This window comes from Mesorhizobium sp. LNJC405B00 (genome assembly GCF_000502615.1).
Classification (GTDB): Bacteria; Pseudomonadota; Alphaproteobacteria; order Rhizobiales; family Rhizobiaceae; genus Mesorhizobium.
In genome coordinates this window covers 193,610-218,497 of the sequence record NZ_AYWC01000001.1, presented here as the reverse complement: position 1 = coordinate 218,497, position 24,888 = coordinate 193,610, and the positions used below count along the sequence as shown (strand labels likewise).

The following is a 24,888-nucleotide window of genomic DNA, read 5'->3' as shown; positions in this document are numbered from 1 at the left end:
ATGACTGACCAGCTTTCCCTGTACAACGGCGCGCTGATCAAGCTCGGTCAGCCGCGTCTTGGCGCCCTCACGGACGAGGGGAAGGCGCGCCGCGCGCTCGATGCCGAATATGCAAAGACCGTGAAGGGTTGTCTCGAAGCCGCGTTCTGGAATTTCGCCATGCGATTTGTCCAGCTCGAGGCCACGCCTTCGGTCGGCAGCAACTTCGGCTACCAGTATGTGTTCGACAAGCCGGATGACTGGCTGCGCACCGCTGGTGTGACCTCCGACGACTTCGGCCGGGTGCCGTTGCTGGACTATGACGACCGCACAAGCCGGATCCTGGCAAATATCTCGATAATCTACCTTCGCTATGTGTCGAACGATGAGGACTATGGCCTGGATCTCGGCCTTTGGCCTCAAAGCTTTGTCGACTACGTCGAGACGTGCCTTGCCTCGGCAACATGCGAGGAAGTGACCGGCTCGTCGGACCGGAAAGACAAGCTCGAAAAGGCGCGCGACAAGGCGAAATACAAGGCTTCGAACACCGATGCCATGAATGAGGCGGTAACCCGTTACCCACCTCCTGGCCGGCTGGTGCAAAGCCGTGGCTCTTCCTCTCGCGGTAGGCCTTTCGGGCTCCGCTGATGGCGAAAACAAATGCGCCTCTGCTGGCCTTCAACCGGGGGCTGGTTTCCACCTCTGCACTGACGCGGGTTGATGTCGATCGCATCCGCTTGTCTGCGGAAATCATGGAAAACTGGTTGCCGAAGACGGCTGGCTCGATGTTCCTTCGGCCTGGCTCCGGCTACCTCGGCGCCAGCCGCAACAACGCGTTCGCAATCGACATTCCCTTCGTCGCCGCGACCGATGACACTGCGCTGATCGAGATGGCAGACGGCAAGATGCGGGTTCGCATCAACGATGTGCTGATTTCCCGCGTGTCGGTCGCCACCACGATATCGAACAGCGCCTTCGCTACCTCGGCAAGTTGGTCGGACGGCTCGACCAGCGGCGGCACTCTTGCCTTTGGCGGCACCGGCCTGGTCCTGAATGCGGTCAACGTCGGCGGGCTGGCTCTCTGCCGACGCCAAATCACCGTGGCGGGTGGCGATGTGAATAAGGAACACGCCCTCAGCATCGCGGTCACGCGCGGACCTGTGACCTTCCGCTGCGGCTCGACATCGGGTGGTGACGAATATGTCGCCGAAACGACGATGCGGACTGGCGCACATAGCCTGGCCTTCACGCCTACCGGCGATTTTTGGATCCAGTTTCAGAGCGACCTCGACATCGACAAGATTGTTGCGTCCTGCCAAGTCGCGTCGACCGGCACGATGGAACTGGATATCCCTTACGCTGCGGCCGACCTGCCATTTGTTCGCTGGGATCAGTCGGCGGATGTGCTGTTCCTCGCCTGCGAAGGGTTCCAGCAGCGCCGCATCGAGCGCCGAGGCGCCGGGCGGAGCTGGTCGATCGTTCTTTACCGGCCGGAAAATGGTCCGTTCTTTGCTGCGCGATCCGCAAAGGTGAAGCTGAAGGTCGGGGCGACAAGCGGCAACACCACGCTGACTGCTGATCTTCCGTTCTTCAAGCCCGAACATGTCGGCGCGCTGTTCCGGAATTTCAACGAAGGCTTCACCGAGACGTTCAAGCTGGGCGCCGAGCTGGCCTATTCCGACCCGATGCGAGTCACAGGCCTCACAACCACCGTGACCGACAGGAACTGGTCATATTCTGTTTCTGGCACATGGGTTGGTACCCTTCGCTGGAAACGATCCTTCGACGGCGAAGACACCGGCTACAAAGATTTTCGCAAGGCGACAGGCTCAAGCGCAACCGATATCACAGCCCCTGTCGGCGTCACCGGCAATAATGACGACGACGACAACGCCATCATCTACTACAAACTCGGCTTCAACCCCGGCGACTATACGTCAGGGACGGCTGTCGTATCCATTGTCTACGACGGCGGTGGTGGCTACGGCGTTTGTCGCGTGATCGGCTACACCTCGGCAACACAAGTCGATATCGAGGTGTTGGACCATTTCAACAGCACCGGCTACACCGACAACTGGCAGGAAGGCATCTGGTCCGACAGGCAGGGATGGCCTAGCGCCGTGGCTTTCGACAAGGGCCGGCTGGGCTGGGCGGGCAAGTCCCGGTTCATTTTCTCGGTAGCCGACGATTACGAGAATTTCGACCCTGACTTTGAGGGCGATAGCGGGCCGATCAACCGCACATTGGGCTCTGGGCCTGTCGATACCATCAATTTCATGCTTTCGCTTAGCCGGCCGATTATCGGAACGCCTGGCGCTGAGTTCTCGATCAAGTCGACTTCATTCGATGAACCGCTGACGCCTCAAAATGCGCAAGCGGGAACGCCTTCAACGCAAGGGTCTCGGGCTGGCGTCGCCGCTGTGAAAATAGACAGTCGCGGCATATTTGCGCAGCGATCCGGCAAGCGCCTTTTCGAATTGATCCCGGACGGAACCACCTATGACTATCTTCCGCGCGACTTGACGCTGCTTTGCCCGGACCTGACCGGCAACGCCAATGTCGTCGGCATGGCAATTCAGCGCCAGCCTGACACGCGGGCGCACGTCTGGCTCGATGACGGTACTGTCGTGCTGCTCACCTATGAGCCGTCTGAAGACGTGACTTGCTGGTCAAGGTGGACGGCGGGCGGCTCTGGCTTCATCGAAGGCGTTTCGGTTTTGCCGGGCGAAGATGAGGATCAAGTCTTCTATCGGGTGCGCCGGACAGTCAGCGCCTCAACCGTCCGCTATCTCGACAAGGTTGCGCTGGAATCGGAATGCCTGGGCGGCACGATGAACAAGATGGCTGACAGCTTCGTGGTCATCGCTGCGGTGACCGGAACCTCTGTGACCGGCCTTTCGCATTTGGACGGCCTGAGCGTGGTCGCCTGGGCTGCTGGGAAGTATCTAGGCGCCTACACGGTGTCGGCTGGCGCAATCACGCTAAGCGCTCCGGTGACGGCTGCTGATGTCATGGTGGGCCTGCCCTATACCGCGCTCTACAAGTCGACCAAGCTGGCCTATGCCGCGTCGGCGGGTACGGCGCTCAGCCAGATCAAGCGCGTCAACTATGTCGGCCTGATCATGGGCCGGGTGCACAATGACGGCATCGAAGTCGGCCGCGATTTCACCAACATGGACAAGCTGCCGCGCCTGTACCAGGGCAGGCCGGTCACGGCCGATGAAATCTTCACCGAATACGAAGAGCCGGCAACGGCTTTCGGCGGCGAATGGAAGCCGGACAGCCGCCTTTGCATCCGTGCCACGGCGCCGAAGCCCTGCGTTCTCAATGCGGCGGTCGTCACTGTCGAGACCAACGATAAAGTCTGATGGCTCACGAAGTCGTGCCGCTCACGCGGGAACACCTCACCGGATGGTATGGCGACAAGGGCAGCGGTCCAACGGTGCGCGGTATCGCCGGCATTGTTGACGGCAAGCTGGCGGCGGTCGCCGGGTTCTGGTTCTCGCGGGGCAACGTGATTGCGTTCTGCTCGCTGAAGCCTGAGGCGCGGCCATACCGACACGCAATTCATCGGACGGCGTTGGGCCTCATGCAGGAAGCCAAGACGCGGCACAAGCGCATCATTGCGCTCTGCGACCGTGACGAAAAGACCTCGGCGAAATGGCTCTCGCGGCTTGGTTTCAAGCCTGACGAAGGGGACGTGTGGACATGGCAGACTTCGGAATAACTGAGGTTCTAGCGCTCGTCGGTGCCGGCGTGTCGGCGGCTGGCACGTTGGCGGCCGGCGCTGCGAAGAAGAGCGCGGCCGATTACCAGGCGGCGCAGCTCGATCAACAGGCGAAGGAAGAGACGGCAGCGGCCCAACGTGAGGCGGAACGCGCCAAGAAGGAGAAGAACTTCGTTCTGTCGCGTCAACAGGCTGTAGCCAGCGCCTCCGGCCTCGGTGCGCTCGATGAGACGGTGGTGGATCTGGCCGGCGACATTGCCACGCAAGGCGCGGTCAACGAAGGCATGATCCGCTATGGCGGTGAAGAACGCGCCAAGGGCAGGCGGGCTCAAGCTGTCGCCTCGCGCATGGAAGGCAAGGCCGCGCAAACCGGCTCCTACTTCGGCGCTGTCGGGACGCTGATGGACGGCGTGGGCTCATTCGCGAAGGACTGGAATCCGACGCCATATTCTGGCGCGCCCTCTTCGGGGATTTATTACTGATGCCGCTGAAACTGCCTGGCGCTGAAGACCTGAGCGCGCCTGTCAGCGGGCGTTCTGGTCGACCTATTGCGACCTATGACACCTCGGCCATCGGGCAGGGCGTGGCGCAACTCGGCGCCGGCCTGCAGTCGATGTCGAATAGCCTGAAGGTCAAAGAGACCAAAGCAAAAGAGACAGTCGACAAAACCCAGCTCTTCGACACTGAAAGCCGTTACCAGCAATTCAGGTCGGCACAGGCGCAAGCGCTGACCGCTGCCGGCGACAAGGCGGAACCGGGCGCGTTCGGCTTCAAAGAGCAATACCAGGGCGCCTATAAGGAAGCCGCCAAGCAATTCATGACCAGCGTGCCGGCAGAGCTTAAGCCGGTCTACGATGCGAAGCTTTTCAGCACGGAAGAAAGCCTCATCAACGGTGAGGGCGGCGCGGGCGATTTCGAACGAAAGCAGCGCAAAGCCTATTACAAAACGAATGTCGATGAAGGCCTGACGGCCATTGAAAGCCGGCTCTATAGCGACCCATCGAAATTTGATGATGCGGTCTTCGAAGGCAACAACTTCATCGATGCCATTCCCGACGAAGACGTCAACCCGATTGAGAAGGATGCGCTGCGCCGTGGCTGGAAGGCTAAGGCACAGATGGCGGCGCTCAACGGCATGAAGCCGGCCGATCGGCTCCGGGCTCTCGGGGAGGCTCCGGGCCAGGACGATATCATCAACGCCATGAAGGGCGTCGAAAGCGGTCATGATCCGAACGCCGTTTCTGGCGCAGGTGCCATCGGCGAAATGCAAGTCATGCCGGAAACCGGCGCGGAGATTGCGCAGGAAATCGAAGATCCGAATTACCCGAAAGACCCGGACGCGCAAGTCGAATATCTGAAAGACCCCACTGTCTCTGAGAAGTACGGGACATACTATTTCAACAAGATGCTGGCTCGCTACGATGGCGACACGGAAGCCGCGCTTATCGCCTACAATGGCGGCGCGGATCGGGCCGACAAGTGGCTTGCCAGCGGTCGCAACGATGCCGTCATCCCGCAGGAATCGGCCGACTATTACAAGAAGGTTCTCGCCAAGACCAAGGGCGGCGCCGTCGCCTCCGCACAGACTGCGCCTCGTGGGCTGAAAGAGCCCGGCAACATCGACCTGAACGCGCGGCCGGTGGTGAAGAATGCTGACGGCACGATTTCAACCGTGCGCTCGATCTCGTTCGAAGAGGACGGCAAGGAAGTTCTCATCCCGACCGTTTCGGACGATGGCAAAATCCTGAGCAACCAGGACGCCATCAAGCTTTATCGCCAGACCGGCAAGCACCTGGGCAAGTTCGACAATGCCGACGATGCCACCGCATACGCTCAAGACCTCCACAACGCGCAAGCGAAACAGTATGGCGGCGAAGACCAGCCGGTAATCATCGGCAACCAGGCGGGCCGCGTGGGGAGCCCTGACGTTGCCGGCGTCAACAGCGTGGTCTTGTCGCGCTTCAAGCAAGTGCAGAACGCCTTTGGGGCGTCCGTGCCTATCGTCTCGGGCTTCCGCGATCCTGAACGCAATGCGAGGGCTGGCGGGGCTCGCAAGTCCGAACACATGCACGGCAACGCGCTGGACCTCGATGTCAGCAAGCTTTCGCCCGATGAGCGCGTCCGGCTGATCCAGACCGCTTCCTCGATGGGCTTTACCGGCATCGGCGTCTACGCCAATTCCCTGCATCTCGATATCGGTTCGCGCCGCGCCTGGGGCGCCTCGCACCATTCGGACAGCGTACCGACCTGGGCGCGCGATGCCATCGCCGCGCATATGGCGGGCAAGTCCGTTCCACTCGGGCAGCGCGGCGGCGCAGGCTTCAAGGTCGATTCCCGCTTTGCCGATATGGATTACGTCTCGCGCGATACCATCGCCAAGGGCGCGCAGAAGGACATTCAGACCGAAGCGACCGCGACCCGCATTCAGCAGCAGGCGCAATACAAGGCCTATGACGATGCGATGGGGCTCAACATCGAAACGGGCAAGATTGTCAGTGAAGACCAGATCCTCAGCGACCCGATGCTGGACGATGGCGATATCACCAAGCAGTTGAAGGCGTTCCGCTCGAAGCAGAAGGAAGACGGCGGCGTCGGCGCGCTGGTGTCGGCTATCCTGGCCGGAAGCCCGGCGGCCTCGATCAACAGCTTTGATGGCGACCAGAAGTCGCTTGGCAACAAAGCCTATGATGCGATGATCAAGGTGACGCCAGAAGAGCAACAGCCGGTTGTCACGCAAGGCTTCGTCAAAGCGACCGGCTACATTCCCGACACGCTACAGGCTCAAGTGAGGCAGGGCGCCGCGTCGAAAGACCCGGCTGTCTTTGCCGCTGCCATGTCGCAAGCCGATGCCCTGCAGACCGTTGCGCCTGTCTCGTTCGGTGCTGTCGAGGGCGCGGCCGACATTCGCGACAAGCTCGCGGCCTTCCGCCATTTCGTCAATGATCGGGGCATGTCCGGCGAAGAGGCATCGCAGCGCATTCTTGCGATGGATGACCCGGCAAAGAAGGTGAACCGAGAGATTCTGAAGCCCGGTCTCGACAAGTTCACAAAGACCCTGACCGTGGCCGATGTCACCAGCGAATTTGATCCCGGCATCCTGTCACCGGAGCCTGGCGCCGGCATCATGCCTTTGCAGACAAGCGCGCTGATGGCCGAATACAAGGAAATAGCCGAAGAGAAATTCTACGATACCGGCGGCGACGAAGGCGCGGCGAAGGCGCAAGCCCTAGCCGAACTGAAAACACGCTGGAATGTCAGCAACATATCGGGCGCGCCTAACCTGATGCGCCTGCCGCCTGAGCTGCACTATCCGCCGATCGACGGCAAATATGACTACTTGCGCACCGACGCCATGAAGACGGCCGAAACCTACGTGGCCGGCCTGCATGATGGGCGCAAGGTCGAAAATGTCGCCATCATCCCTGACGCGACGACGCGGGCCGATATCGAGCGAAAACGCCCACCGCGCTACCGGCTTTTCTACCAGTACACCGAAGGCGGGCAGACCAAGTTTGATGAGGTGTTTGCGGGGCAGTGGGGCATCGATCCGAACACCTTGAAAGTGGGCGTAGCGAAGAGCGCGGAAGACGCAGACAAGCGCTACCATGCACTCCACAAGGTCAAGGACCAGGCCAACGATATCGACCGGGCAGCGGTCGCCAAGGCCAAAGCCATCAACGCCGACCCGAACACGCAAGACTTCATCCGGGCTCTCAATTCGGAAGCGACCATCGGCGCCGGCCGGGTTCAATCCGATCTGGTGCGCCGCAAGGGTGCCGAAGACGAAACACCGGCCGCGCCGGCCGAACCCGCGCCGCCACAAAATCCGCGTGGTGGCGGTGACCCCAATGCCGGCAAGGCGTTCCGTAGCGGATCGGGGGGCAATCTCTAATGCCGATTCTCGACTATCCCGAAGACCGGCCGGCGCTCGGCGCCTTTGGCTCCGTCGATTACAAGCCGGCGGAAACCGAAGTGGCGCCCGATACGGCAACGCTTCTCGGGGCTGCTTTCCGGCAAGGCAACACGATTGGCTCGATGGCCTCGAACAAGCTGGCCGGCGTCGACCTTGCCACGCGTGAAGACGGTTTCACTGGCGATGTCATATGGGACAAAATCGAGGGGACGCCATACGAAAGGCATTGGGAACGGTTCACCGATGTCTTCAACGCCGCCGGCTACGAAGCCATGAAGGCGCAAATCGACATGGAAACCGAAGACCGGCGCACCATCGACGCGGCCGGCTGGTGGGGGACCGGCGCTTCTGCCTTGGCCGGCGTGGTCGATCTGCCTACGCTCATTCCTGGCGGGGCTGTCGTCCGCGAAGCGACCATCGGCGCCACAGTTTTGAAAACTGCGCTGCGCACGGCCGGCGCTGGCGCCCTTGGGGCTGGGGTTTCTGAAATGGCCCTGCAGTCGACGCAACAGACGCGCCCGATTGCTGAAAGCGCGATGGCTGTCGGTGCGGGTGCTATCCTGGGCGGCCTGCTCGGCTCCGGTGTCGGTGCCCTGTTCTCCCATGCTGAGCGAAAGGCCGCGTTCGCTTCGGTCGAAAGGGCTCTGCAGGATCACGTTCCGACGCCTGAAGAAGTGGCTGCGCACGCTGAAGGCGTTGGCATGGGCGCTCAAGCGGTCGACAAGCCCGTCCTCGGGGACTACGGCATCGCCTCGGGCGCCAAGTCGGTCGGCGCTCTGCAGTCCGGGTTCAACCCGCTGCTGCGCGCTGCTCATAGCCCCTCGGCGCCGTCTCGCGAGATAATGGCGAACATGGCCGAAACCGGCTTCTATCTCGAAAAGAACGTGCGCGGCGAAGGCAACCTCGCTGTCGAAAGCGCGGTCAAGTATTGGGATCGGGGCGCGCTGACCAAAGCTCTGGAAGACATGCGCGGAACCTATGCCAAGGCGCGAAAAGAGCCTGGCTTCGACATGACAAAGGAAGAGTTTCGCACGGCTGTCAGCAAGGCGATGCGCCGTGGCGATGTCGGCGAAAACGATGCGGTTTCGGCGGCGGCTCAATCTTGGCGCAAGACCCTCTTCGACCCGCTGAAGGACGAAGCCATTGCCGCCGGCCTGCTGCCGGCCGATGTGAACGTCAAGACGGCAACGTCCTACCTGACCCGCCTCTGGAATTCGAACCGGCTGAATGCCGGGGAAGGGCGTTTCAAGGCCATCGTCAAGCCGTGGATCGATGACCAGCTTTCCCAGCTCGAATTCAAGGCCGATGAAATCAAGGTCGGCAACCGGATTGTCGACGCTGAAAAGCAGCGCGAAACCTTCGGCAAGGTCTCCGAACGTCTCGACAATATCGAAAGCCGCCTGACGGAACGCCAAGGCATCCGGGAACGGAAAGTGGCTTCGCTCGGTCAGTTGCAACAGACCAGGCAGGACGTGCTGAAGGAACGCGCGCCGGCCGATGTGGTGCGGATGCTGCGCGGTGCGGATGAAAATTCCGTCATGGTCGACACGGTGAAGCAGGCGAGGGCGGCCGAACGCTCGGCGAATCGAAAGCAGACCTTCGCCGAACGCTCGCCGATCCTGGCGCTGATCAAGGCGAAGGGCGGCATTCGTGTCGGCTCGAAACTGGACAATGAGCTGCGGGCAATGGGCGTCACGCCTAAGACGCATCCGGGCATGTTCATCAAGAAGGGCGGAATCGGCGATGTCGACAACTTCGTCCACGCCGAAGACGAAATGTTTGCGAACCTACCGCAAGACGGCAACGGCTATGTCGACCCGGTGGCGGTTATGGAATCGATCCGCTCGGAGCTGAGCGGCAATCCCCTGCGCACGCCAGAGGAAGAGGCTACAGCGGCGGCGATGGACAATCTGGACAAAGTGGCGGCCGAATGGCTGGACCGCGTTGGGCTGGCTCCTAACGCCTCGGTGAAGGACGTTCGCGACTTCATCGGCCGCGTGACCGGTGCCGAAAAGAACACTGCCGGCATCGATTCGCGCATCTCGCGTTTTGAGCAGGAGATTGAAGCCTTCGACCGGGCAAGCGACGCCATCGTCAATGAGAGCAAAATCACTGCCGCCGAAGCAAAGACAGTCGGCGAAGAGCTGGAAAAGCTGGAAACCGAACTCGATGCGGTGAAGGATCTCGCCAACTCGTCGCCGCGCGTGGCGCTGGTGGTCGATTACGGCACAACCCGCCGCGACCTTTTCAAATCGAAGCTGAAGGAACGCAACCTTTCCAAGCGCGTCGAAGCCCTGAAGCGGCTCGATGCCGAAGGCGGCGCGAATGATGAAATCCTGGCTGAGCTTGCCGCCAAATCGATCGAACTGGACCGGCTGCGCGCCAGCATCGAAGGGCTGAAGGCGAAGGCTGACAAGCTCGAACCGATGATGCCCAAGGTGAAACAGGAAATTCCCGAATTTGTCTCGCCGGCTGATCGTGCCGATTATGTCGGGGGCATCGTTGACGATATCTTTTCTCAGCTCACCGGCCGCGCAAACCAGGGCATGCCGTCCTACGATATGACGATGTCTTCGCGCGGGCCTCTGAAGGAACGCACGTTCAACATTCCCGATCACCTCATTGAAGATTTCCTTGAACACGACATTGAACTGATCGGGCGCCGCTATGCCCGCGTGATGGCGGCCGATGTCGAACTGACGAATATGGACAAGCGCCTGGGCGGCGCCGGCAAGCCGACGCTGGCAAGCCAGCTCGATCGGGTGAAAAACGAATACCTAAACCTACGCAACGCCATCGAAGACAATCCGGCCTTCACTGATCTCAAGGCGAAAGCCAGCGCATTGAAGGCGCTCGCCAAGAGCGAGAAGAGCGACGTTGAAGACATAGCCGGCGTCCGGGATCTGCTGCGCGGTCAATACAAGGTCGACACGCAACACACGAATTACGCTCGGGTGCTGCGCATGGCCGGCGTGTTCAACTTCATGCGCTCGCTCGGGGGTGTGGTCGTCTCGTCGCTGTCTGACGCTGCCCGGCCGCCGATGGTCCACGGCATGGGCCGCTACATGAGCGAGGGGATAGCGCCGCTCCTGACCAATCTCGATGCGGTCAAGCTGGCGGTTGAAGACGCGAAGCTCCTGGGCGCCGTGACGGAACGGTCTCTGCAGGGAAGGCTTGCGACCATGGCCGAACTTGCCGACCCTTATGCCAGCAACTCGCCCTTTGAACGATTCATCGACAACGCCGCGAACGTCTTTTCCAAGATGACGCTGCTGCCGTGGTGGAACGACATACACAAGTCCATTGCCTCGGTGCTGGTGCAAAACCGCCTGCTGAAAAACGCCGCGGTTGATTATGAAAGCCTGGCGCCGGCCGAACTGAAATACATGGGCTTCCTCGGCATCGATGCTCACATGGCCGAACGGATATCGAAGCAATTTGCAGAGTTCGGCGATGTCGACGGCAACGTCCACATTCCGGGAATTGCGGGCTGGACGGATGAGGGCGCTCGGCGCGCCTTCGCCGCTGCGGTCAATAAGGACGTTGACAGCATCATCGTCACCAAGTCCGTGGCTGATGTGCCGCTGTTCGCCCACACGCCGACCGGCCGCGCCCTGCTGCAATTCAAAAGCTTCGCCCTGGCGTCCAATCAAAGGGTGCTGATGCGCGGGCTGCAGGAAGGGCCGGGCTCGTTCATCACCGGCATGGTCGGCATGTCCACGCTCGGAATGCTGGCCTTCTATCTGAAGCAAGTCGAATCCAACCGGCCGCTGAACGACAACCCGGGCCGGTGGATGGCGGAAGGCCTGGACAAGTCCGGCATTTTCCAGCTCGCTTTTGAGGTGAACAACACCTGGGAGAAGTTGGGCGGCTCGGGCATCTACGCTCTGTCTGGTGCCGCTTTCCCTGACAAGACGCAACGGGCGCCGGCCTCGCGATATGCGAACCGTGACGCCTTCGGCGCCATCCTCGGCCCGACATTCCAGCTCGGCACCGACGCGGCGCAACTGCTCGGCATCGGCGCTCGGGCAACGCATGGCGACATCGACATCAAGGACGCCGACGTTAACCGCGCAATCGGCGTGACGCCCTTCGCTACGCTGCCCTACTGGCGGTGGATCATTGAAGGCGGGTTCGGTCTTGGCGATGCCGGCCTAAAGCCGCAATTGAAGCAAGCGCTCGCAAACTAGCAATCGGTGTCGTCGGATCGACCACCGTAATTCCAGCACTTATCGGAACTGCTGCCGCCGACAATGAAGCTCGTCACCGCGAAGGCGACGCCTGCCAAAAGCAACATGCCGACCAGAACGCCAAACCCGCTGAAACGCGGGTCGCGCCAGAACCCAGGCTGAGCCGGGACAATCTTCTTCTTAACTGCGGAGTCCATCAAAATGGCAACCACTTCGGTTGATCAAGTCACTGGCTATGGCGAAACCGTAGCATACAAGGCTCCGTGTCGACTAGCGACCACGGCGAACATCGCCCTGAGTGGTTTACAGACGATCGACGGTAGCGTCACGGCTGCCAATGACCGTGTGCTGGTGAAGGACCAGACGGACCCTCGGGAAAACGGCATCTATATCGCGTCGACGGGCCTCTGGGCTCGTGCTCGCGACATGGACAGCAACCGCGACCTGACCAAGGGGACGCGCGTTTCGGTCACCGACGGAACTGCCGGGGCATCTACAACATGGGTTGTCACCACGACCAACCCAATCTCGATCGGTACAAGCAGCATCGCGTTTGTGACGGTGACTTTCGGGCCGTTCGTCGTTCTCGATGAGGATGACATGGTGTCGAACAGTGCCAGTGCTGTTCCTACGCAGCAGAGCGTCAAGGCTTATGCTGACACCAAGATAGCCGCGAGCGTACTCACCACGCGCGGCGACATCATGTTCCGCAATGCGACGCTGCCGGCGCGCTTAGCGGCGTCCACGGCCGGCTATCTGTTGCAAACCGCCGGAGCCGGCGCCGACCCGGCATGGGCCGGGTTCCTGCAGTCCGGCACCAGCGCCGTAACGCGCACATGGCAGGATAAGGCCCGCGAGCGAGTGTCGGTAAAGGACTTCGGCGCGGTCGGTGATGGCGTCACAGTTGACACGACAGCCATCCAGGCGGCGGAAACGTATCGCGCGTCGGTCGGCGGTGAATTGGTGTTCCCGCCGGGCGATTATCTCATTGCTGGCGTCACGGTTGGCCGAGCAAATGGCGGTGGCTGGCGCGGATTGGGCAATGTACGTCTTCTCCCGACTGCCAACTCCGTTATCCTTATCGACGTTACTGGCGCAGTGATATCGAGCACTCTGTCCAAGGTGTTCTACGTCGACGGCATCGAATTCAACTTCAACAGCAAGACCAGCGTCACCGGCTATCGCGAATCTGCGCCGTATCTGACACGCATCTCAAGGTGCAAGTTCAACCGGCTCCAGTTCTCCACGCTCTTCACAAGCCCGAACTCGGCGACCCAGACCGGCTGGATTACGATTAGTGATGTCGACCAAATCGGCGACGGCTCGTGGCTCTTCCGTGGCTTCGATGACACCCGCTATATCTTCAACATCAACATCAACAACTTCAATCAGCAGGGCACCGGAGCCGCGCCTTGGACCGGCGTAAATGCGCTGTTCCACTTCCAGCGTGCCGTCTCGGTCTACCTGAACAACGTCAATGCCGCATCGCTCGATGGCGGCGCCAAAGGCGTTTATATGCAGGGCGATTGCCAGGGGGTGTTCCTCAACAACGTCATCATCGGCTGGCCGACCTACGGCGTCCATGCCGTCGCGTGGACCGACACGCTGATCCCATCCTACGTCTACATCAACAACTGCGGCATGGATCAACCGACCGTAAAGGGCTTCGACATCGCCGGTCGGACATGGCGGATCGCCAACACCAACTCGACCAATGGCTATTTGCGCGGCAGCACTGGTCCCGCGCTGGAACTGCAAGCCACTGCTACCGACATCACCGTGCGCAGCTTCCTTGCCGCCTACATGAATCACGATGGTATCAAGGTCAATGTCGGCGCGGCAAAGGTCGTCATCGCCAATGTCACATCGGAAAACAATAACCAGAATGCAGGCGGCAATTTCGACCTGAACCTGACGAGCTGTAGCTTTGTCGATGTCGTTATGGAAGGCCGCAGCTATATCGGCACGGCGGGCGTCAACGCCACCGGCCAGCGTGTCGTCAATGGCACCACATCGAAAGAGGTCAGCCGCAACACCGGGTCTGTGGCGACAACCGCCATAATCACCCAAGAAGACCTGATGACGTACACGATCCCGGCGAGCGTTCTCAAGGTCGGTCAAAAGGTGAGACTGACCGCGTGGGGAACGACAGCCGCCAACGCCAATGGCAAGACAATCCGCTTGTGGTTCGGCGGCAACTCGATCATCGATCACAACGGCGCATGGAATGCCACGCCGTGGCGGATGACTTCCGAATTGGTCATCACAGGCGCGAGCGCACAGGAGTATTTCGGTGTCGCTATCCCGACTGCCGTTGTCCCGACTGCACGGCAGGGCACCCTGACCGTGACGGACACCGCAACCATCATCGTGAAGGCGACAGGGCAGAACGCCGTTGCCACCGCCGCTGACATCACCTGTCAGGGGTTCACAGTTGAGATAATCGACTAGCGAGGTCAGCCTTCAGCGTCTCGCCGCCATAGCACGCTGCGTGGGCCGGCCTCAACCTTTGCCACACTCCAACAACCCAAGAGGCTGAAACATGGCCGTTTCACGCGAGAAGGAATCGCTTGCCCAACCTAACCTTTGATGCTCGGCTCGGGCGGCTTCTCCGCTGGTTCAAACGACAGGCGCTGCACCGTCGCGACAATCGCCGCCGACAGGGCTTCAGCCTCGCTGAGCAGCGAAGGGCCATACAGCCCATTTGCGGCTTCCTCGCTGGGTAATACGCCAGGAGGGCAATGGTTTTCGATCGTTTCTCTGATCAACCGCAATGCGGCGCGGCATTCGGGATCGTTCCTCATGATCGATTCGAACACAGCACGGCGGCAAAAGTAGCTCTACGTGAGGTCCATGGACCCCTATTGAAATCGATCGAGACAATCACCGGCAAGAGGGCGCCATTCATTGCATGGAACCTGACAGGTCCAGCGCAGTCGTCACCAAAATCCAGTTGATGGTGTGTGACCTGCTCCGCCTGCTCCCTCAACGTTATTGCCCGCTGGCTCCGGCCGGCGGGCTGCCGCCAAAAAGTTTTGCACAGCAATACGATTGCATAGCGGGATTAGCGGTGATTGTTCGGCAGCCGGTATAGCACTCCGCGGCTGAAGACCCGATCCTCGTAGAATGAGCCTTCGAATTGCCGCGCGATTTGCCCGCCTGGGGCAGGCGACACGCCAGTATATGCAGAAGACCGGTTTCACGATGCGTGGATTCGCGCTTTGGTGCAACAAGGACGACGACGCATGCCGCTCGCTATATCCGGATTACAAAGCGCTGTCGGCTGCATTGCCCCACAGGACGCGGAAGGCCCTGGAAAAGCGATGCTATCAGCTTGGAATCACGAGACGCATCAGGATTTTGACTGAAGAAGAAGAGAGGCGATTTCGCAAACTCTATCGCTCTGCCACGAAGAATGAATTGTACGAAGCTTTCCCCGATTTGACGGCCGCCCAGCTTCATAATTTCGGACGTCGGCGAGGCCTGAAGCGCCCTCGCATCCACCTCCGTTCAGGTGACAAGCTGCTCGATGGGCTCAGAGACGAGTGCTGGCGGCTTGGAATAACGATGGCCGACCTCGATTACTTCACGCGATTATCAAATCGCTATTTCGCGATGACCAGATGGCGCCGGTCGCCGATTAGATACGATTTCGTGCGCAAGGCGATCCGCGAAATGGGCGGAAAGGTAACATCTGGCGGGGTCAAATGGCCTGACTGAATCATGCGCTTCGATTGGTGTAGCGCTGCGCCTTCCAATCGAACGAAACGCCGGCCGGGACCTGAAACCCTCGCGCCGGCTTTTTTGTGCCTTCGTGCCGGGCCTGCTGGCGCTTTGCCTTCCTGATCCTCGGCAGGTCCTGCGTGTAGGTCTTGACTTCGCCACAACGGAAATGGGCCGGGCCGCAATTGGTGTTCACGTCTGGGCCTAGCAGGGCGAGGGCGCGCTTGTGTTCGATAATCCAGCGGTCTTCGTGCCGGTGGATCGCCTCGCCGCAGACGCAGCACGGCGCGACGTTGTGGCTGGTGCAGTTCTCCGAAAAGATATGCTGCCTCCGCCGCGGTGACATGCCGGCTCGCGGCGTGTTGGCTGTCATGGGTTCCGCATCCTCACTCCCACGCCACCGCCGTTCTGCGGGATGAACTCGACGCCGGCGACCTCGAGGGCGGTTTGTATTGCGGCCAAGTTGTTTTCTATCGGCACAGATCGACCGGCTTCAAAGTTGCGGACGGTCGAGAGACCAACCCTGGCATGATCGGCAAGCTGGGCTTGCGTCCAGTCGACCAAAGCACGAGCAGCACGGGATTGAGCGGGAGAAAGCAAAGGGTCACTCCATAATCATTTTGCGCCAGCATAACGATTTTCGTTTGACATGCAAGCCGGCAACACATATCGTTATGGGTAACGTTAATCGTTGCCACATTTCGAACCGGGAGAACACAATGCCGAACACTGGTGTTCGGGCAGCCGCCGAAGGCACGCCCACAATCAACACTGGCACGGTCATCGCTTTCCGGCCGAGGCCGGCAACAGTGGTCAGGGACCAGTTGGCCGAAATCACTACCTGGCTAAAGCCGGCGTCCAACTGGCGCATCGGCCGGATGCAGATCGAGTTGGCGCATCATCTTTACATGGTGGCCGACTATCGCCGGATACTCGTAGCGGACAACTGCGGCAGAGAAAGCCCCGAGCACATGGATGCGAGTAAGCTTTCCGACAAGGCGGAGCACGCATGGCGGATCGAGTGCTTGAAACAGATATTCGTTCCGGCCGAACACGTTCGGCACCTTCGGTGGAAGCAGGACTGGCTAAAGCAGCACGGCGGCGGCACGCCAGAGACGGCGCTTGCCATCGCGCGCGATGAAACTGCGCTAGCCGATCGCCTCTCAATCGTCGCTCGACAGCAGGCAGGACGCAGGAAGGCAAACCGGTGAGCGGTGCACACGGCGTGCTAGCGTCGCCGCTTGGTGGCGAAGTATCGATCCATCGCGGTATCCGGCGCGCAAGGCGCGCACACAGTCACGCCCGATGGCAGCTGTTTGCAATCATAGCGGTGCGGCCCGAACTGAAACCATTGTTGGCACGACGGGCAACGCCGGAAGACCTTGCCGTCTCTCATTTCCATGTCGGTCATGTTGTTGAAACCCACGACGCGGCATCGCGATCGTATTGCCAAGTTGACATCGGGCCGCCCCGACCTTCGGGATAGCCTTCAATGGAGACTATGGCATGGGCTTGCTTGGCCGCGGTTTGCTCCGCATGGTGCTTAGCGTCGGACAGATCGGAGAAGTAGCCGGATCCTGGATCCGGGCGGCTATCGATCAGTATCAGGTAGCGCAACTCCCCGCCCTTTTTCATGTCGCGACTCATGTCGCGTGGACTAGCCGAGTGTCGCAGGAAACCCTTGGAAATCAACGGTAGCCGCTCGCAACACGGCGTGACATGCAATCGGCCAGCCTTTGCGGGCTGTCCATTTATAACCGCTTGATATTGTTTAACAAAGTGATGGTAGCGGGAGAGGGACTTGAACCCCCGACCCCAGGATTATGATTCCCGTGCTCTAACCAACTGAGCTACCCCGCCAGGGCGGCGAAAGGCCCGAAATCCGCCTTAAATCGAAAGGCATTTCGAGGCGTTCGCCAAGGTCGCGCGGATATAAGGTTGGGAGGGCGAGCCTGTCAAGCATCGATGCGCGAGGGCGCCGGCATATTGTCGCCGGTAAAAGCTTTGCCGGGCTGGCATCTCCGGTAAGCCACCGGGGTTGAGTTCGACGGGGCACGCCGCTATGTCTCGGCCAAGAAATTAGAGTTTGAAGCTGATGAAGCCGCGCATTGCAGTCCTCGGTTGCGGATACTGGGGCAGCAACCACATCCGCACCCTCAAGGCGCTCGGCGCGCTACATGCGGTTTCCGATGCCAATCGGGCGCGGGCCGAAGGCTTTGCCAGCGAGCAGGACTGCCTGGCGATCGAGCCCGACCAGCTGTTCGTGCGTGATGATATCGACGCCATCGTCATGGCGCTGCCGCCGCAATTCCATGCCGATCTTGCCGTGCGCGCCGCTGAGGCCGGCAAGGACGTGCTGGTGGAAAAGCCGATTGCGTTGACCGTGCCCGACGCCGAGCGCGCCGTGCAGGCGGCCAGGGACAACGGCCGCGTGTTCATGGTCGGCCATGTCTTGCGATTCCATCCCGCCTTCGAGACGCTGAAGGCGCTGATCGACAATGGCGAGCTCGGCGAGGTTCGCTACATCCACTCGCACCGGCTCGGCCTCGGCAAATTCCACACCGAGAACGACGCACTGTGGGATCTGGCGCCGCACGATCTGTCGATGATCCTGGCCATCACCGGCACCGAGCCGATCGACGTCAGGGGCGAGGGGGCCGCACTCCTCGACAATCTCAGCGATTTCGCGCATCTGCACATGCGTTTTCCCAATGGCTTGCGCAGCCATCTCTTCACCTCGCGGCTCAATCCCTATCGCGAGCGGCGGCTGACCGTGGTCGGCACCAAGGCAATGGCGGTGTTCGACGATGTCGAGCCATGGGAGCGCAAGCTGGCCGTCTACCGCCACGCGGTGTGGCAGGACAGCGGCCAGTGGGCCTTCACCACCAACGAGCCGTCCTATGTCGCGGTCGGCCAGGGCATGCCGCTGACGCGCGAGCTCGAGCACTTCATCCAGTGTATCGAGACGCGGGCCGAGCCGCGCACCAGCGGCGAGGAAGCCATCAGGGTGCTCCGCATCCTGACGGCGGGTACAGTCACGCACACAAAGTCCTGAGACCGTTTCGAAACTCTGCCCTTAAGGCAGATCGAAACTAAAACTGTCTCCGAGAGGGGTAGTGTTTACTCTGCGGGAATCTGCGCCGGCCTGGCTGCGAGCCGGCTGAGCATGGCTTCGGCCTCGGCGCCGCGCTCGGAGCGCTCGATGAAGCCGCCGCCGAAGACGCGGGCTTCGTTGCCGTCGTCGGAATAGAGCACGCAGGCCTGTCCCGGTGCGATGCCGGACTCGCCGTCCACCAGTTCGACAAAGGTGCTGCCGGCGCGGTGATGCAGCACGGCCGGGCGCGGCGGCCGCGTCGAGCGCACCTTGGCGAACAGCTCCATGCCTGCGCCCGGAATGTCGGACAGCGCGCGATCGCCCAGCCAATTCATGTTGCGCAGATAGATCTTGTGCGTCTCCAGCGCCTCGCGCGGACCGACGATGACGCGGGCCCTGTCGGCGTCGAGATGGACGACGTAAAGCGGCTCGCCCGAAGCAATGCCGATGCCGCGGCGCTGGCCGATGGTATAACGCAGGATGCCGTCATGGCGACCGAGCACGCGACCGTCGATATGGACGATGTCGCCCGGGTTGGCGGCAGCCGGCTTTAGCTTGGCGATGATGTCGGAATACTTGCCCTGCGGCACGAAGCAAATGTCCTGACTGTCCTGCTTGGCGGCGACGGTCAGCCCCATTTCCTCGGCGATGGCACGCACGGCAGGCTTGGACAGCCCACCCAGCGGAAAACGCAGATAGTCGATCTGCGCCTGCGTGGTGGCGAACAGGAAATAGCTCTGGTCGCGGTCGGCATCGACGGGCCGGAACAGCGCGCGGTGGGCGCCATTGGCGCCGGAGCGGATATAGTGGCCGGTGGCGAGCGCATCGGCGCCAAGGTCCTTGGCGGTGGCCAAAAGGTCGGCGAACTTCACCGTCTGATTGCAAGAGACGCACGGAATGGGCGTTTCGCCGGCGACATAGCTCTCGGCGAACGGGTCGATGACCGCCTTGCGGAAGCGCTCCTCATAGTCGAGCACGTAATGCGGAATGCCCAGTGTCTCGGAAACGCGGCGGGCATCGTCAATGTCCTGGCCGGCGCAGCACGACCCGGCCCGGTGCGTTGCCGCGCCATGGTCGTAGAGCTGCAGCGTGACGCCGACGACATCATAGCCTTCGCGCTTCAAAAGGCCGGCAACGACAGACGAATCCACACCGCCCGACATGGCGACGATGACGCGGGTGTTTTGCGGGCTGGCGGGAAGGTCGAGGCTGTTCATGGTTCTTTCGTTCTGCGGCGCTTCAATGGCAGTGGCGCGAATATAGGTCAACCACACCAGCGGCGCCAGCTTTGCGGTGGTGCCGATTTTGCGGGAAAATCGCGCGCCTGCCCGCCGTTGCCTCAAATGCCGACGAAAAGACTAACGCGGCGTTCATGATCCTTACCTACTCATTAGGGTTCGCTTAGGCAATTTTTAAAGCTGTGGCGGTAATGTGGTGGGGATTGGGTCTTTGAGTTTTTAGTAGAGAGTACGATGACCGATCTTGTTAGACCGCGAGTCAAATATGTTATTGGGCCTGACGGCAGCCCTCTTACGATTGCCGATCTTCCGCCGACGAATACACGTCGCTGGGTTATCCGGCGCAAGGCGGAAGTGGTTGCTGCGGTGCGCGGCGGGCTTTTGAGCCTCGACGAGGCATGCCAGCGCTACAAGCTGACCACCGAGGAATTCCTGTCCTGGCAAGCGTCGATCGACGAATACGGCCTTGCCGGGCTGCGCACGACGCGCATCCAGCAATACCGGCACTAGAGCCAGGACCACAATAGAAAAGGGCGCGGTAACCGCGCCCTTTTGCCTGTCGGTAATGCCTGCTTCAGACCGTCAGCACCACCTTGCCGATCGGCCGGGTGGCGAGAAAAGCGTGCGCGGCGCCCGCCTGTTCGAGCGGAAAGCTCTTTGCCACATGGACCGCAAGCTTTCCCGCATCGACCAGTTTGCCAAGTTCGACGAGGCCTTCACGGTCGGGCACGACGGACATGCGCTCGACGCGGATCCCACGCGCAGCAGCCTTGGCTCGGGTGGTGTCGTGGACATTGAGCAGCGACACCAGGGCGCCACCGTCCTTCAGGACTGTCAGCGATTGGTCGGCATGGTCGCCGCCCATCGGCTCCAGCACCAGGTCGATGTCGCTGACCTCGGCGGCGAAATCTCCCTTGGTGTAGTCGATCACTTCATCGGCGCCGAGCGAGCGGACGAAATCGAGTTTCTTCGGGCTGGCGGTGGCGATGACATAAGCGCCGCGCGCCTTGGCGATCTGCACGGCCAGATGCCCGACGCCGCCGGCGGCGGCATGGATCAGCACGCGCTGGCCGCGCTTCAGGCCGCCATGGTGGACAAGGCCTTGCCAGGCAGTCAGGCCGGCCAGCGGCAGCGCGCCTGCATGAAAGTGATTGATGCCTTGCGGCTTCGGTGCGATTTCATCGGCCGGGGCGACAGCGAGTTCCGCATAGGCTGCGGCCTGCTTGGGAAAATGCGGCATGCCGAACACGGCGTCACCGACCTTGAGGCCGCCATCGACGCCTGGGCCCACCGCCTCGACCGTGCCTGAAATATCCCAGCCCAAAGTGAAGGGCGGTTCGCCCAGCAAAGGATAGTAACCGGCGCGCACCGAGCCATCGACCGGATTGATGCCGGCGGCATGCACGCGCACGAGCACTTCGCCTGACTTGGGCGAGGGCGCGGGGCGATCGGCGATGACGAGGACGTCGGGTCCGCCGACTGAATTCTGGACAACGGCACGCATGGGAGGCTCCTGCTGGGGTTTCTGTGCCACTATCATTTGGATAGTAACATTCCCTTGTCCAGTATGTACCTTTTCCATATATAGGCACCTCATGGATAGTGATAATGATTGCGGCTCCGGCTATGACGCCTTCCAGCGGACGTGTCCTTCGCACGCCGTGCTCGAGATGCTGGCCAGCAAATGGGTCTATCTGACGGTTTGTGCGCTGCGCCGTGGCCGGATGCGCAACGGCGAACTGGCGCGTAAGCTCGAAGGCATCACGCCTAAAATGCTGACGCAGACGCTGCGCGTCCTCGAGCGCGACGGGCTTGTGCGGCGCGAAATCTTTCCGGTGATCCCGCCGCGGGTCGAATATGAATTGACCGAACTTGGCCAGAACCTGGCGGGGCTGCTCACCCAGATACGCTCCTGGTCGGAAGAGCATGTGCCTGACATCAAGCAAGCGCGGGCGAGGGCGGCGGCGAACCTGGACAGGGATTTCGCACGGGCCTGAAGCTGCGGCCGCCTTACGGGCCGGATCAGCAGCGCCGGAGCCTTTTGGCGCGCTACACGCAAAGCAAAGCGCGGCGTCAGGCGGCGCCGGTCGGGTTAAAACTCTGCCGTCAGCCGATCATGGCGCTGCGACCGCCGAGTTCCGCGTCGCGGATCTTGGTGTCGCGCGATTCCAGCATCTCGGCCTTGGAAAGCTCCGCTTCAGCTTCGCCGAGTAATGATTCGGCAGCGCTTCGCTGCTGGGCGAGGTCGCTTTGAGAGTTTCTGAGGTTATCACGGCGCAGACGCGCCGCCTTGGCGAAGGTCGGATAGGCAAAATGATTGATGTCGGTGATGCCGGCCTTCTTCTCCTCGGCGGTGATCTGAAGCTCCAGTTCAACGGCCATGCGCTCGAACTCGGCGATCATCATGTCGAGCTGCAGCAGCTGCCGCCGCTTCTCATTCACCTGAAATTGCTTCAGCCGAACGAGGTTTTCACGTGACTTCATGATTCGGTACTCCCGGAAACGCACACCTGCACATATCGTCCAATCCGCCCGCCAGGGCCTGGCGCCGCCCGTATCCACCGGCATTCCCCGAACTATGGGAAACAAATCCCTAAAGTTTTTTGCCGGCGGTAACCATTCGTTTACGCGCATTGTTAATCATAAGGGCGAGGACTTAAGGCCGGGTAAAAATTCCGGCTCCCGATACGGAAGCCGGCCAGCGAGTCCCTTGAGTCACTTAGTCCGACTTATTAATGTGTTGCATTAGCGATTTGGTTCTGTGATTCATCATTAGATTCAAGAGGGTGTAGAAAGGGGTTAAAAAATCTGGTACCGTCCTTGGTGCGGAATTAGGTTTTGTTAACCATTCGATGGCAGCCTCTGTTCAGGCAATCACTGCTCCGGTCCCGGATGGGTCGTGACATGGTCCGGCGGCAGAAAAGGGGAATGAAATGCGCGTTCTGCTGATAGAAGACGACAGTGCAACCGCTCAGAGCATCGAGCTGATGCTCAAATCTGAAAGTTTTAATGTTTACACGACCGACCTCGGCGAAGAAGGTGTCGATCTCGGTAAACTTTATGATTACGATATCATTCTTCTCGACCTCAACCTTCCCGATATGTCCGGCTACGAAGTCTTGCGGACACTTCGCCTGTCCAAGGTGAAGACGCCGATCCTGATCCTGTCCGGCATGGCCGGCATAGAGGACAAGGTGCGCGGCCTGGGCTTCGGCGCCGACGACTATATGACCAAGCCGTTCCACAAGGACGAGCTGGTCGCCCGCATTCATGCCATCGTGCGCCGTTCCAAGGGCCATGCCCAGTCGGTCATCACCACCGGCGACCTGGTGGTCAATCTCGACGCCAAGACCGTCGAAGTCGGCGGCCAGCGCGTGCATCTGACCGGCAAGGAATACCAGATGCTGGAGTTGCTCTCGCTGCGCAAGGGCACCACGCTGACCAAGGAAATGTTCCTCAACCACCTTTATGGCGGCATGGACGAACCGGAACTGAAGATCATCGACGTCTTCATTTGCAAGCTGCGCAAGAAGCTCGACGCAGCATCCGGTGGCCAGAACTACATCGAGACGGTCTGGGGCCGCGGCTATGTGCTGCGCGAGCCGGAAGACATCCGCGTCAGCGCCTGAGCGAACACCATCCGATTGAACCAATGCAAAAAACCCGGCTCAGGCCGGGTTTTTTGCTGTCCTTCTTGGCCGAGGACGTGCCGAGTCAGGCGGCAACCTTCAAGGTACGAAAGCGTTCGAGCAGTTGCGGCCGGTTGAACGGCTTCAACAGATAACCCTGGGCGCCGGCGCGCTTTGCCTTCATGATCGAGGCAACATCGACCTCGACCAGCGAGATCAGAATCTGCGGTTTGATCGTGCTCTCCATGGCGCGAACTTGGCGAATGACGTCGACCGCTCGCATGTCCGGCAGGGCGCCGTCGACGACAATCACATCAGGCATCTCGGCAGCGCACATCTCGACAGCATCAAGTCCAGTTGCCGCTTCGATCACCACCATGTCGGAGCCGCCAAGAATCCGTTTTGCAACCTTTCTGATGACGCTCGAATCGTCGACAAACATGCAGCGCTTCATTTCCGGGTCCTCTTTGCCATGGGGCGAACCGGCGGCATCCGGGTATCGGGATGCACACTAGGCCGATCTGGTAAAGAAGCAGAAAAGCCGTTAGGTAAAGTTTTTACAAACATGTCGTCTGCAGCCCCATTCGGCAGGGGCATTGCCGGCAATGAAACTTTCCTGTTCTGAATTGCCGCAAATATCAGCGGGAAAAGATACTTGATTGTTCTTGATGCTCGGACGTCCTGCCGAACGGCTTCGCTCAAGCCGCGGACAGCACGATCTCTTCGGCGGTCGCATGAATCGAGATCGTCATGTTGGCCTCACGCGCCAGCAGCAGCGTGTAGTAGGGCTGGACGGTATGGGCGTCGATAGGCTCCTCGGGCTTGTTGCCGGAATGGAGTTCGAGGAATTTCGGCGGCACGCGCAGCATCGGGCCGCTTGCGGCAAGCGCAAAGCGCGGCTCGGTGTCGAGGTTTTCCAGCGTGACCACCAATCTGCCGCCGCGCGGGATGGCAGCATTGGCGACGAGCAGCAAATTGAGCAGCAACTTGACCTTGTTCTTGGGCAGCAGGGCGCGAACCCCGTTCCAGATCAATTCCGGCTTCTCGTTCTTCAGGAAGGCAATGGCGACGGACTCGGCATCGCCGGTGTCGATCATCATGCCCGCCGAACCGGCGGCACCGAAGGCGATGCGGGCGAATTGCAGGCGGGCCGAAGCGTTTCTGGCGCTCTGCCGGATCAGTTTCATGGCGTCTTCGTCGGCGCCGCCCTCGTCCAGGAGTTCAAGGCCGTTGTTGATGGCGCCGACCGGCGAAATGATGTCGTGGCAGACTCGGCTGCACAACAAGGCTGCGAGATCGGGTGCGGAGAGAGAGAAAAGCTCAGCCATCGGCGAAAAATCCCTGCTAAAATTCACATCCTGGTGGCCGCGCGACCGACTGCCACGCTCACCACCC

General features: G+C 60.7%; 23 protein-coding genes and 1 tRNA gene. 13 read left to right on the top strand and 11 right to left on the bottom strand.

Translation table 11 applies throughout. The features are described 5' to 3' along the window. From X756_RS163995 to X756_RS164020, 6 genes are read left to right on the top strand one after another with little or no spacing between them, the layout of a single operon-like run. A complete protein-coding gene (locus tag X756_RS163995; protein WP_023728313.1) occupies positions 1 to 627 on the top strand; it encodes a hypothetical protein in 627 nt (208 codons plus the stop codon). Continuing rightward, a complete protein-coding gene (locus tag X756_RS164000) occupies positions 627 to 3,347 on the top strand; it encodes a hypothetical protein (protein ID WP_023728312.1) in 2,721 nt (906 codons plus the stop codon). The genes X756_RS163995 and X756_RS164000 overlap by 1 nt, the downstream gene beginning before the upstream one ends. Beyond that, on the top strand, positions 3,347 to 3,706 hold the full coding sequence (locus X756_RS164005) for a hypothetical protein (protein ID WP_023728311.1): 360 nt from the start codon (positions 3,347 to 3,349) through the stop codon (positions 3,704 to 3,706). Before X756_RS164000 ends, X756_RS164005 begins: the two co-directional genes overlap by 1 nt. Beyond that, positions 3,682 to 4,188: a hypothetical protein gene (locus X756_RS164010; RefSeq protein WP_156941315.1), complete on the top strand. Its 507-nt coding sequence runs from the start codon at positions 3,682 to 3,684 to the stop codon at positions 4,186 to 4,188. The genes X756_RS164005 and X756_RS164010 overlap by 25 nt, the downstream gene beginning before the upstream one ends. Then, the gene (locus X756_RS164015; RefSeq protein WP_023728309.1) at positions 4,188 to 7,598 is read left to right on the top strand and encodes a transglycosylase SLT domain-containing protein; all 3,411 of its coding nucleotides are present in this window, start codon (positions 4,188 to 4,190) and stop codon (positions 7,596 to 7,598) included. Before X756_RS164010 ends, X756_RS164015 begins: the two co-directional genes overlap by 1 nt. After that, positions 7,598 to 11,809 carry a hypothetical protein gene (locus X756_RS164020; RefSeq protein WP_023728308.1) on the top strand — a complete coding sequence of 1,404 codons (4,212 nt, stop codon included), beginning with the start codon at positions 7,598 to 7,600 and terminating at the stop codon, positions 11,807 to 11,809. Before X756_RS164015 ends, X756_RS164020 begins: the two co-directional genes overlap by 1 nt. On the opposite strand, the gene X756_RS164025 is transcribed toward X756_RS164020, so the two are convergent. Further along, the gene (locus X756_RS164025; RefSeq protein ID WP_023728307.1) at positions 11,806 to 12,006 is read right to left on the bottom strand and encodes a hypothetical protein; all 201 of its coding nucleotides are present in this window, start codon (positions 12,004 to 12,006) and stop codon (positions 11,806 to 11,808) included. The genes X756_RS164020 and X756_RS164025 overlap by 4 nt on opposite strands. A gap of 4 nt (positions 12,007 to 12,010) precedes the next feature. Here X756_RS164025 and X756_RS1000000166500 point away from each other — a divergent pair, with 4 nt between their 5' ends. Beyond that, entirely contained in the window at positions 12,011 to 14,260 is a 2,250-nt protein-coding gene (locus tag X756_RS1000000166500) for a glycosyl hydrolase family 28-related protein (protein ID WP_023728306.1), read from the top strand. A gap of 128 nt (positions 14,261 to 14,388) precedes the next feature. On the opposite strand, the gene X756_RS27965 is transcribed toward X756_RS1000000166500, so the two are convergent. Continuing rightward, the gene (locus tag X756_RS27965) at positions 14,389 to 14,613 is read right to left on the bottom strand and encodes a hypothetical protein (protein WP_032999231.1); all 225 of its coding nucleotides are present in this window, start codon (positions 14,611 to 14,613) and stop codon (positions 14,389 to 14,391) included. 322 nt (positions 14,614 to 14,935) lie between these two features. Here X756_RS27965 and X756_RS164030 point away from each other — a divergent pair, with 322 nt between their 5' ends. Continuing rightward, on the top strand, positions 14,936 to 15,529 hold the full coding sequence (locus X756_RS164030; protein ID WP_023728304.1) for a hypothetical protein: 594 nt from the start codon (positions 14,936 to 14,938) through the stop codon (positions 15,527 to 15,529). A gap of 1 nt (position 15,530) precedes the next feature. Here the strand turns inward: X756_RS164030 and X756_RS164035 are convergent, their stop codons facing one another. Further along, positions 15,531 to 15,905 carry a hypothetical protein gene (locus X756_RS164035; protein WP_023728303.1) on the bottom strand — a complete coding sequence of 125 codons (375 nt, stop codon included), beginning with the start codon at positions 15,903 to 15,905 and terminating at the stop codon, positions 15,531 to 15,533. Beyond that, a complete protein-coding gene (locus X756_RS164040) occupies positions 15,902 to 16,132 on the bottom strand; it encodes a helix-turn-helix transcriptional regulator (protein WP_032999214.1) in 231 nt (76 codons plus the stop codon). The genes X756_RS164035 and X756_RS164040 overlap by 4 nt, the downstream gene beginning before the upstream one ends. 224 nt (positions 16,133 to 16,356) lie before the next feature. Between X756_RS164040 and X756_RS164045 the strand changes: the two genes are divergently transcribed. Further along, the gene (locus tag X756_RS164045) at positions 16,357 to 16,743 is read left to right on the top strand and encodes a hypothetical protein (protein ID WP_156941314.1); all 387 of its coding nucleotides are present in this window, start codon (positions 16,357 to 16,359) and stop codon (positions 16,741 to 16,743) included. Between the two features lie 196 nt (positions 16,744 to 16,939). Here the strand turns inward: X756_RS164045 and X756_RS0133345 are convergent, their stop codons facing one another. Both X756_RS0133345 and X756_RS164050 read right to left on the bottom strand, forming a co-directional pair. After that, positions 16,940 to 17,167, bottom strand: coding sequence for a hypothetical protein (locus tag X756_RS0133345; RefSeq protein ID WP_156941313.1), 228 nt, complete (start codon positions 17,165 to 17,167; stop codon positions 16,940 to 16,942). Positions 17,168 to 17,315: 148 nt separating this feature from the next. Continuing rightward, a tRNA-Met gene (locus tag X756_RS164050) sits at positions 17,316 to 17,392 on the bottom strand. A gap of 235 nt (positions 17,393 to 17,627) precedes the next feature. Between X756_RS164050 and X756_RS164055 the strand changes: the two genes are divergently transcribed. Continuing rightward, positions 17,628 to 18,587 (top strand): Gfo/Idh/MocA family oxidoreductase, encoded by a 960-nt coding sequence (locus tag X756_RS164055; protein ID WP_023699712.1) that lies wholly within the window; start codon positions 17,628 to 17,630, stop codon positions 18,585 to 18,587. Positions 18,588 to 18,652: 65 nt separating this feature from the next. On the opposite strand, the gene mnmA is transcribed toward X756_RS164055, so the two are convergent. Further along, positions 18,653 to 19,843 (bottom strand): tRNA 2-thiouridine(34) synthase MnmA, encoded by a 1,191-nt coding sequence (gene mnmA / locus X756_RS164060; protein WP_023728299.1) that lies wholly within the window; start codon positions 19,841 to 19,843, stop codon positions 18,653 to 18,655. A 255-nt stretch (positions 19,844 to 20,098) separates the two neighbouring features. Here mnmA and X756_RS164065 point away from each other — a divergent pair, with 255 nt between their 5' ends. Then, the gene (locus X756_RS164065) at positions 20,099 to 20,374 is read left to right on the top strand and encodes a DUF1153 domain-containing protein (protein WP_013529904.1); all 276 of its coding nucleotides are present in this window, start codon (positions 20,099 to 20,101) and stop codon (positions 20,372 to 20,374) included. 64 nt (positions 20,375 to 20,438) lie between these two features. Here X756_RS164065 and X756_RS164070 read toward each other — a convergent pair whose 3' ends face one another. Next, positions 20,439 to 21,368 carry an NADP-dependent oxidoreductase gene (locus X756_RS164070; RefSeq protein ID WP_023728298.1) on the bottom strand — a complete coding sequence of 310 codons (930 nt, stop codon included), beginning with the start codon at positions 21,366 to 21,368 and terminating at the stop codon, positions 20,439 to 20,441. Between the two features lie 91 nt (positions 21,369 to 21,459). Between X756_RS164070 and X756_RS164075 the strand changes: the two genes are divergently transcribed. Beyond that, positions 21,460 to 21,861 carry a helix-turn-helix domain-containing protein gene (locus tag X756_RS164075; RefSeq protein ID WP_023728297.1) on the top strand — a complete coding sequence of 134 codons (402 nt, stop codon included), beginning with the start codon at positions 21,460 to 21,462 and terminating at the stop codon, positions 21,859 to 21,861. A gap of 109 nt (positions 21,862 to 21,970) precedes the next feature. Here X756_RS164075 and X756_RS164080 read toward each other — a convergent pair whose 3' ends face one another. Then, entirely contained in the window at positions 21,971 to 22,348 is a 378-nt protein-coding gene (locus X756_RS164080) for a flagellar export protein FliJ (RefSeq protein ID WP_023669945.1), read from the bottom strand. Between the two features lie 449 nt (positions 22,349 to 22,797). On the opposite strand from X756_RS164080, the gene ctrA reads away from it, so the two are divergent. After that, positions 22,798 to 23,493: a cell cycle two-component system response regulator CtrA gene (gene ctrA, locus X756_RS164085; RefSeq protein WP_006203583.1), complete on the top strand. Its 696-nt coding sequence runs from the start codon at positions 22,798 to 22,800 to the stop codon at positions 23,491 to 23,493. 85 nt (positions 23,494 to 23,578) lie between these two features. On the opposite strand, the gene X756_RS164090 is transcribed toward ctrA, so the two are convergent. Both X756_RS164090 and X756_RS164095 read right to left on the bottom strand, forming a co-directional pair. Continuing rightward, the gene (locus X756_RS164090) at positions 23,579 to 23,947 is read right to left on the bottom strand and encodes a response regulator (RefSeq protein WP_023728296.1); all 369 of its coding nucleotides are present in this window, start codon (positions 23,945 to 23,947) and stop codon (positions 23,579 to 23,581) included. A gap of 244 nt (positions 23,948 to 24,191) precedes the next feature. Then, positions 24,192 to 24,821: a histidine phosphotransferase family protein gene (locus tag X756_RS164095; RefSeq protein WP_023669947.1), complete on the bottom strand. Its 630-nt coding sequence runs from the start codon at positions 24,819 to 24,821 to the stop codon at positions 24,192 to 24,194. Positions 24,822 to 24,888: the final 67 nt, after the last annotated feature.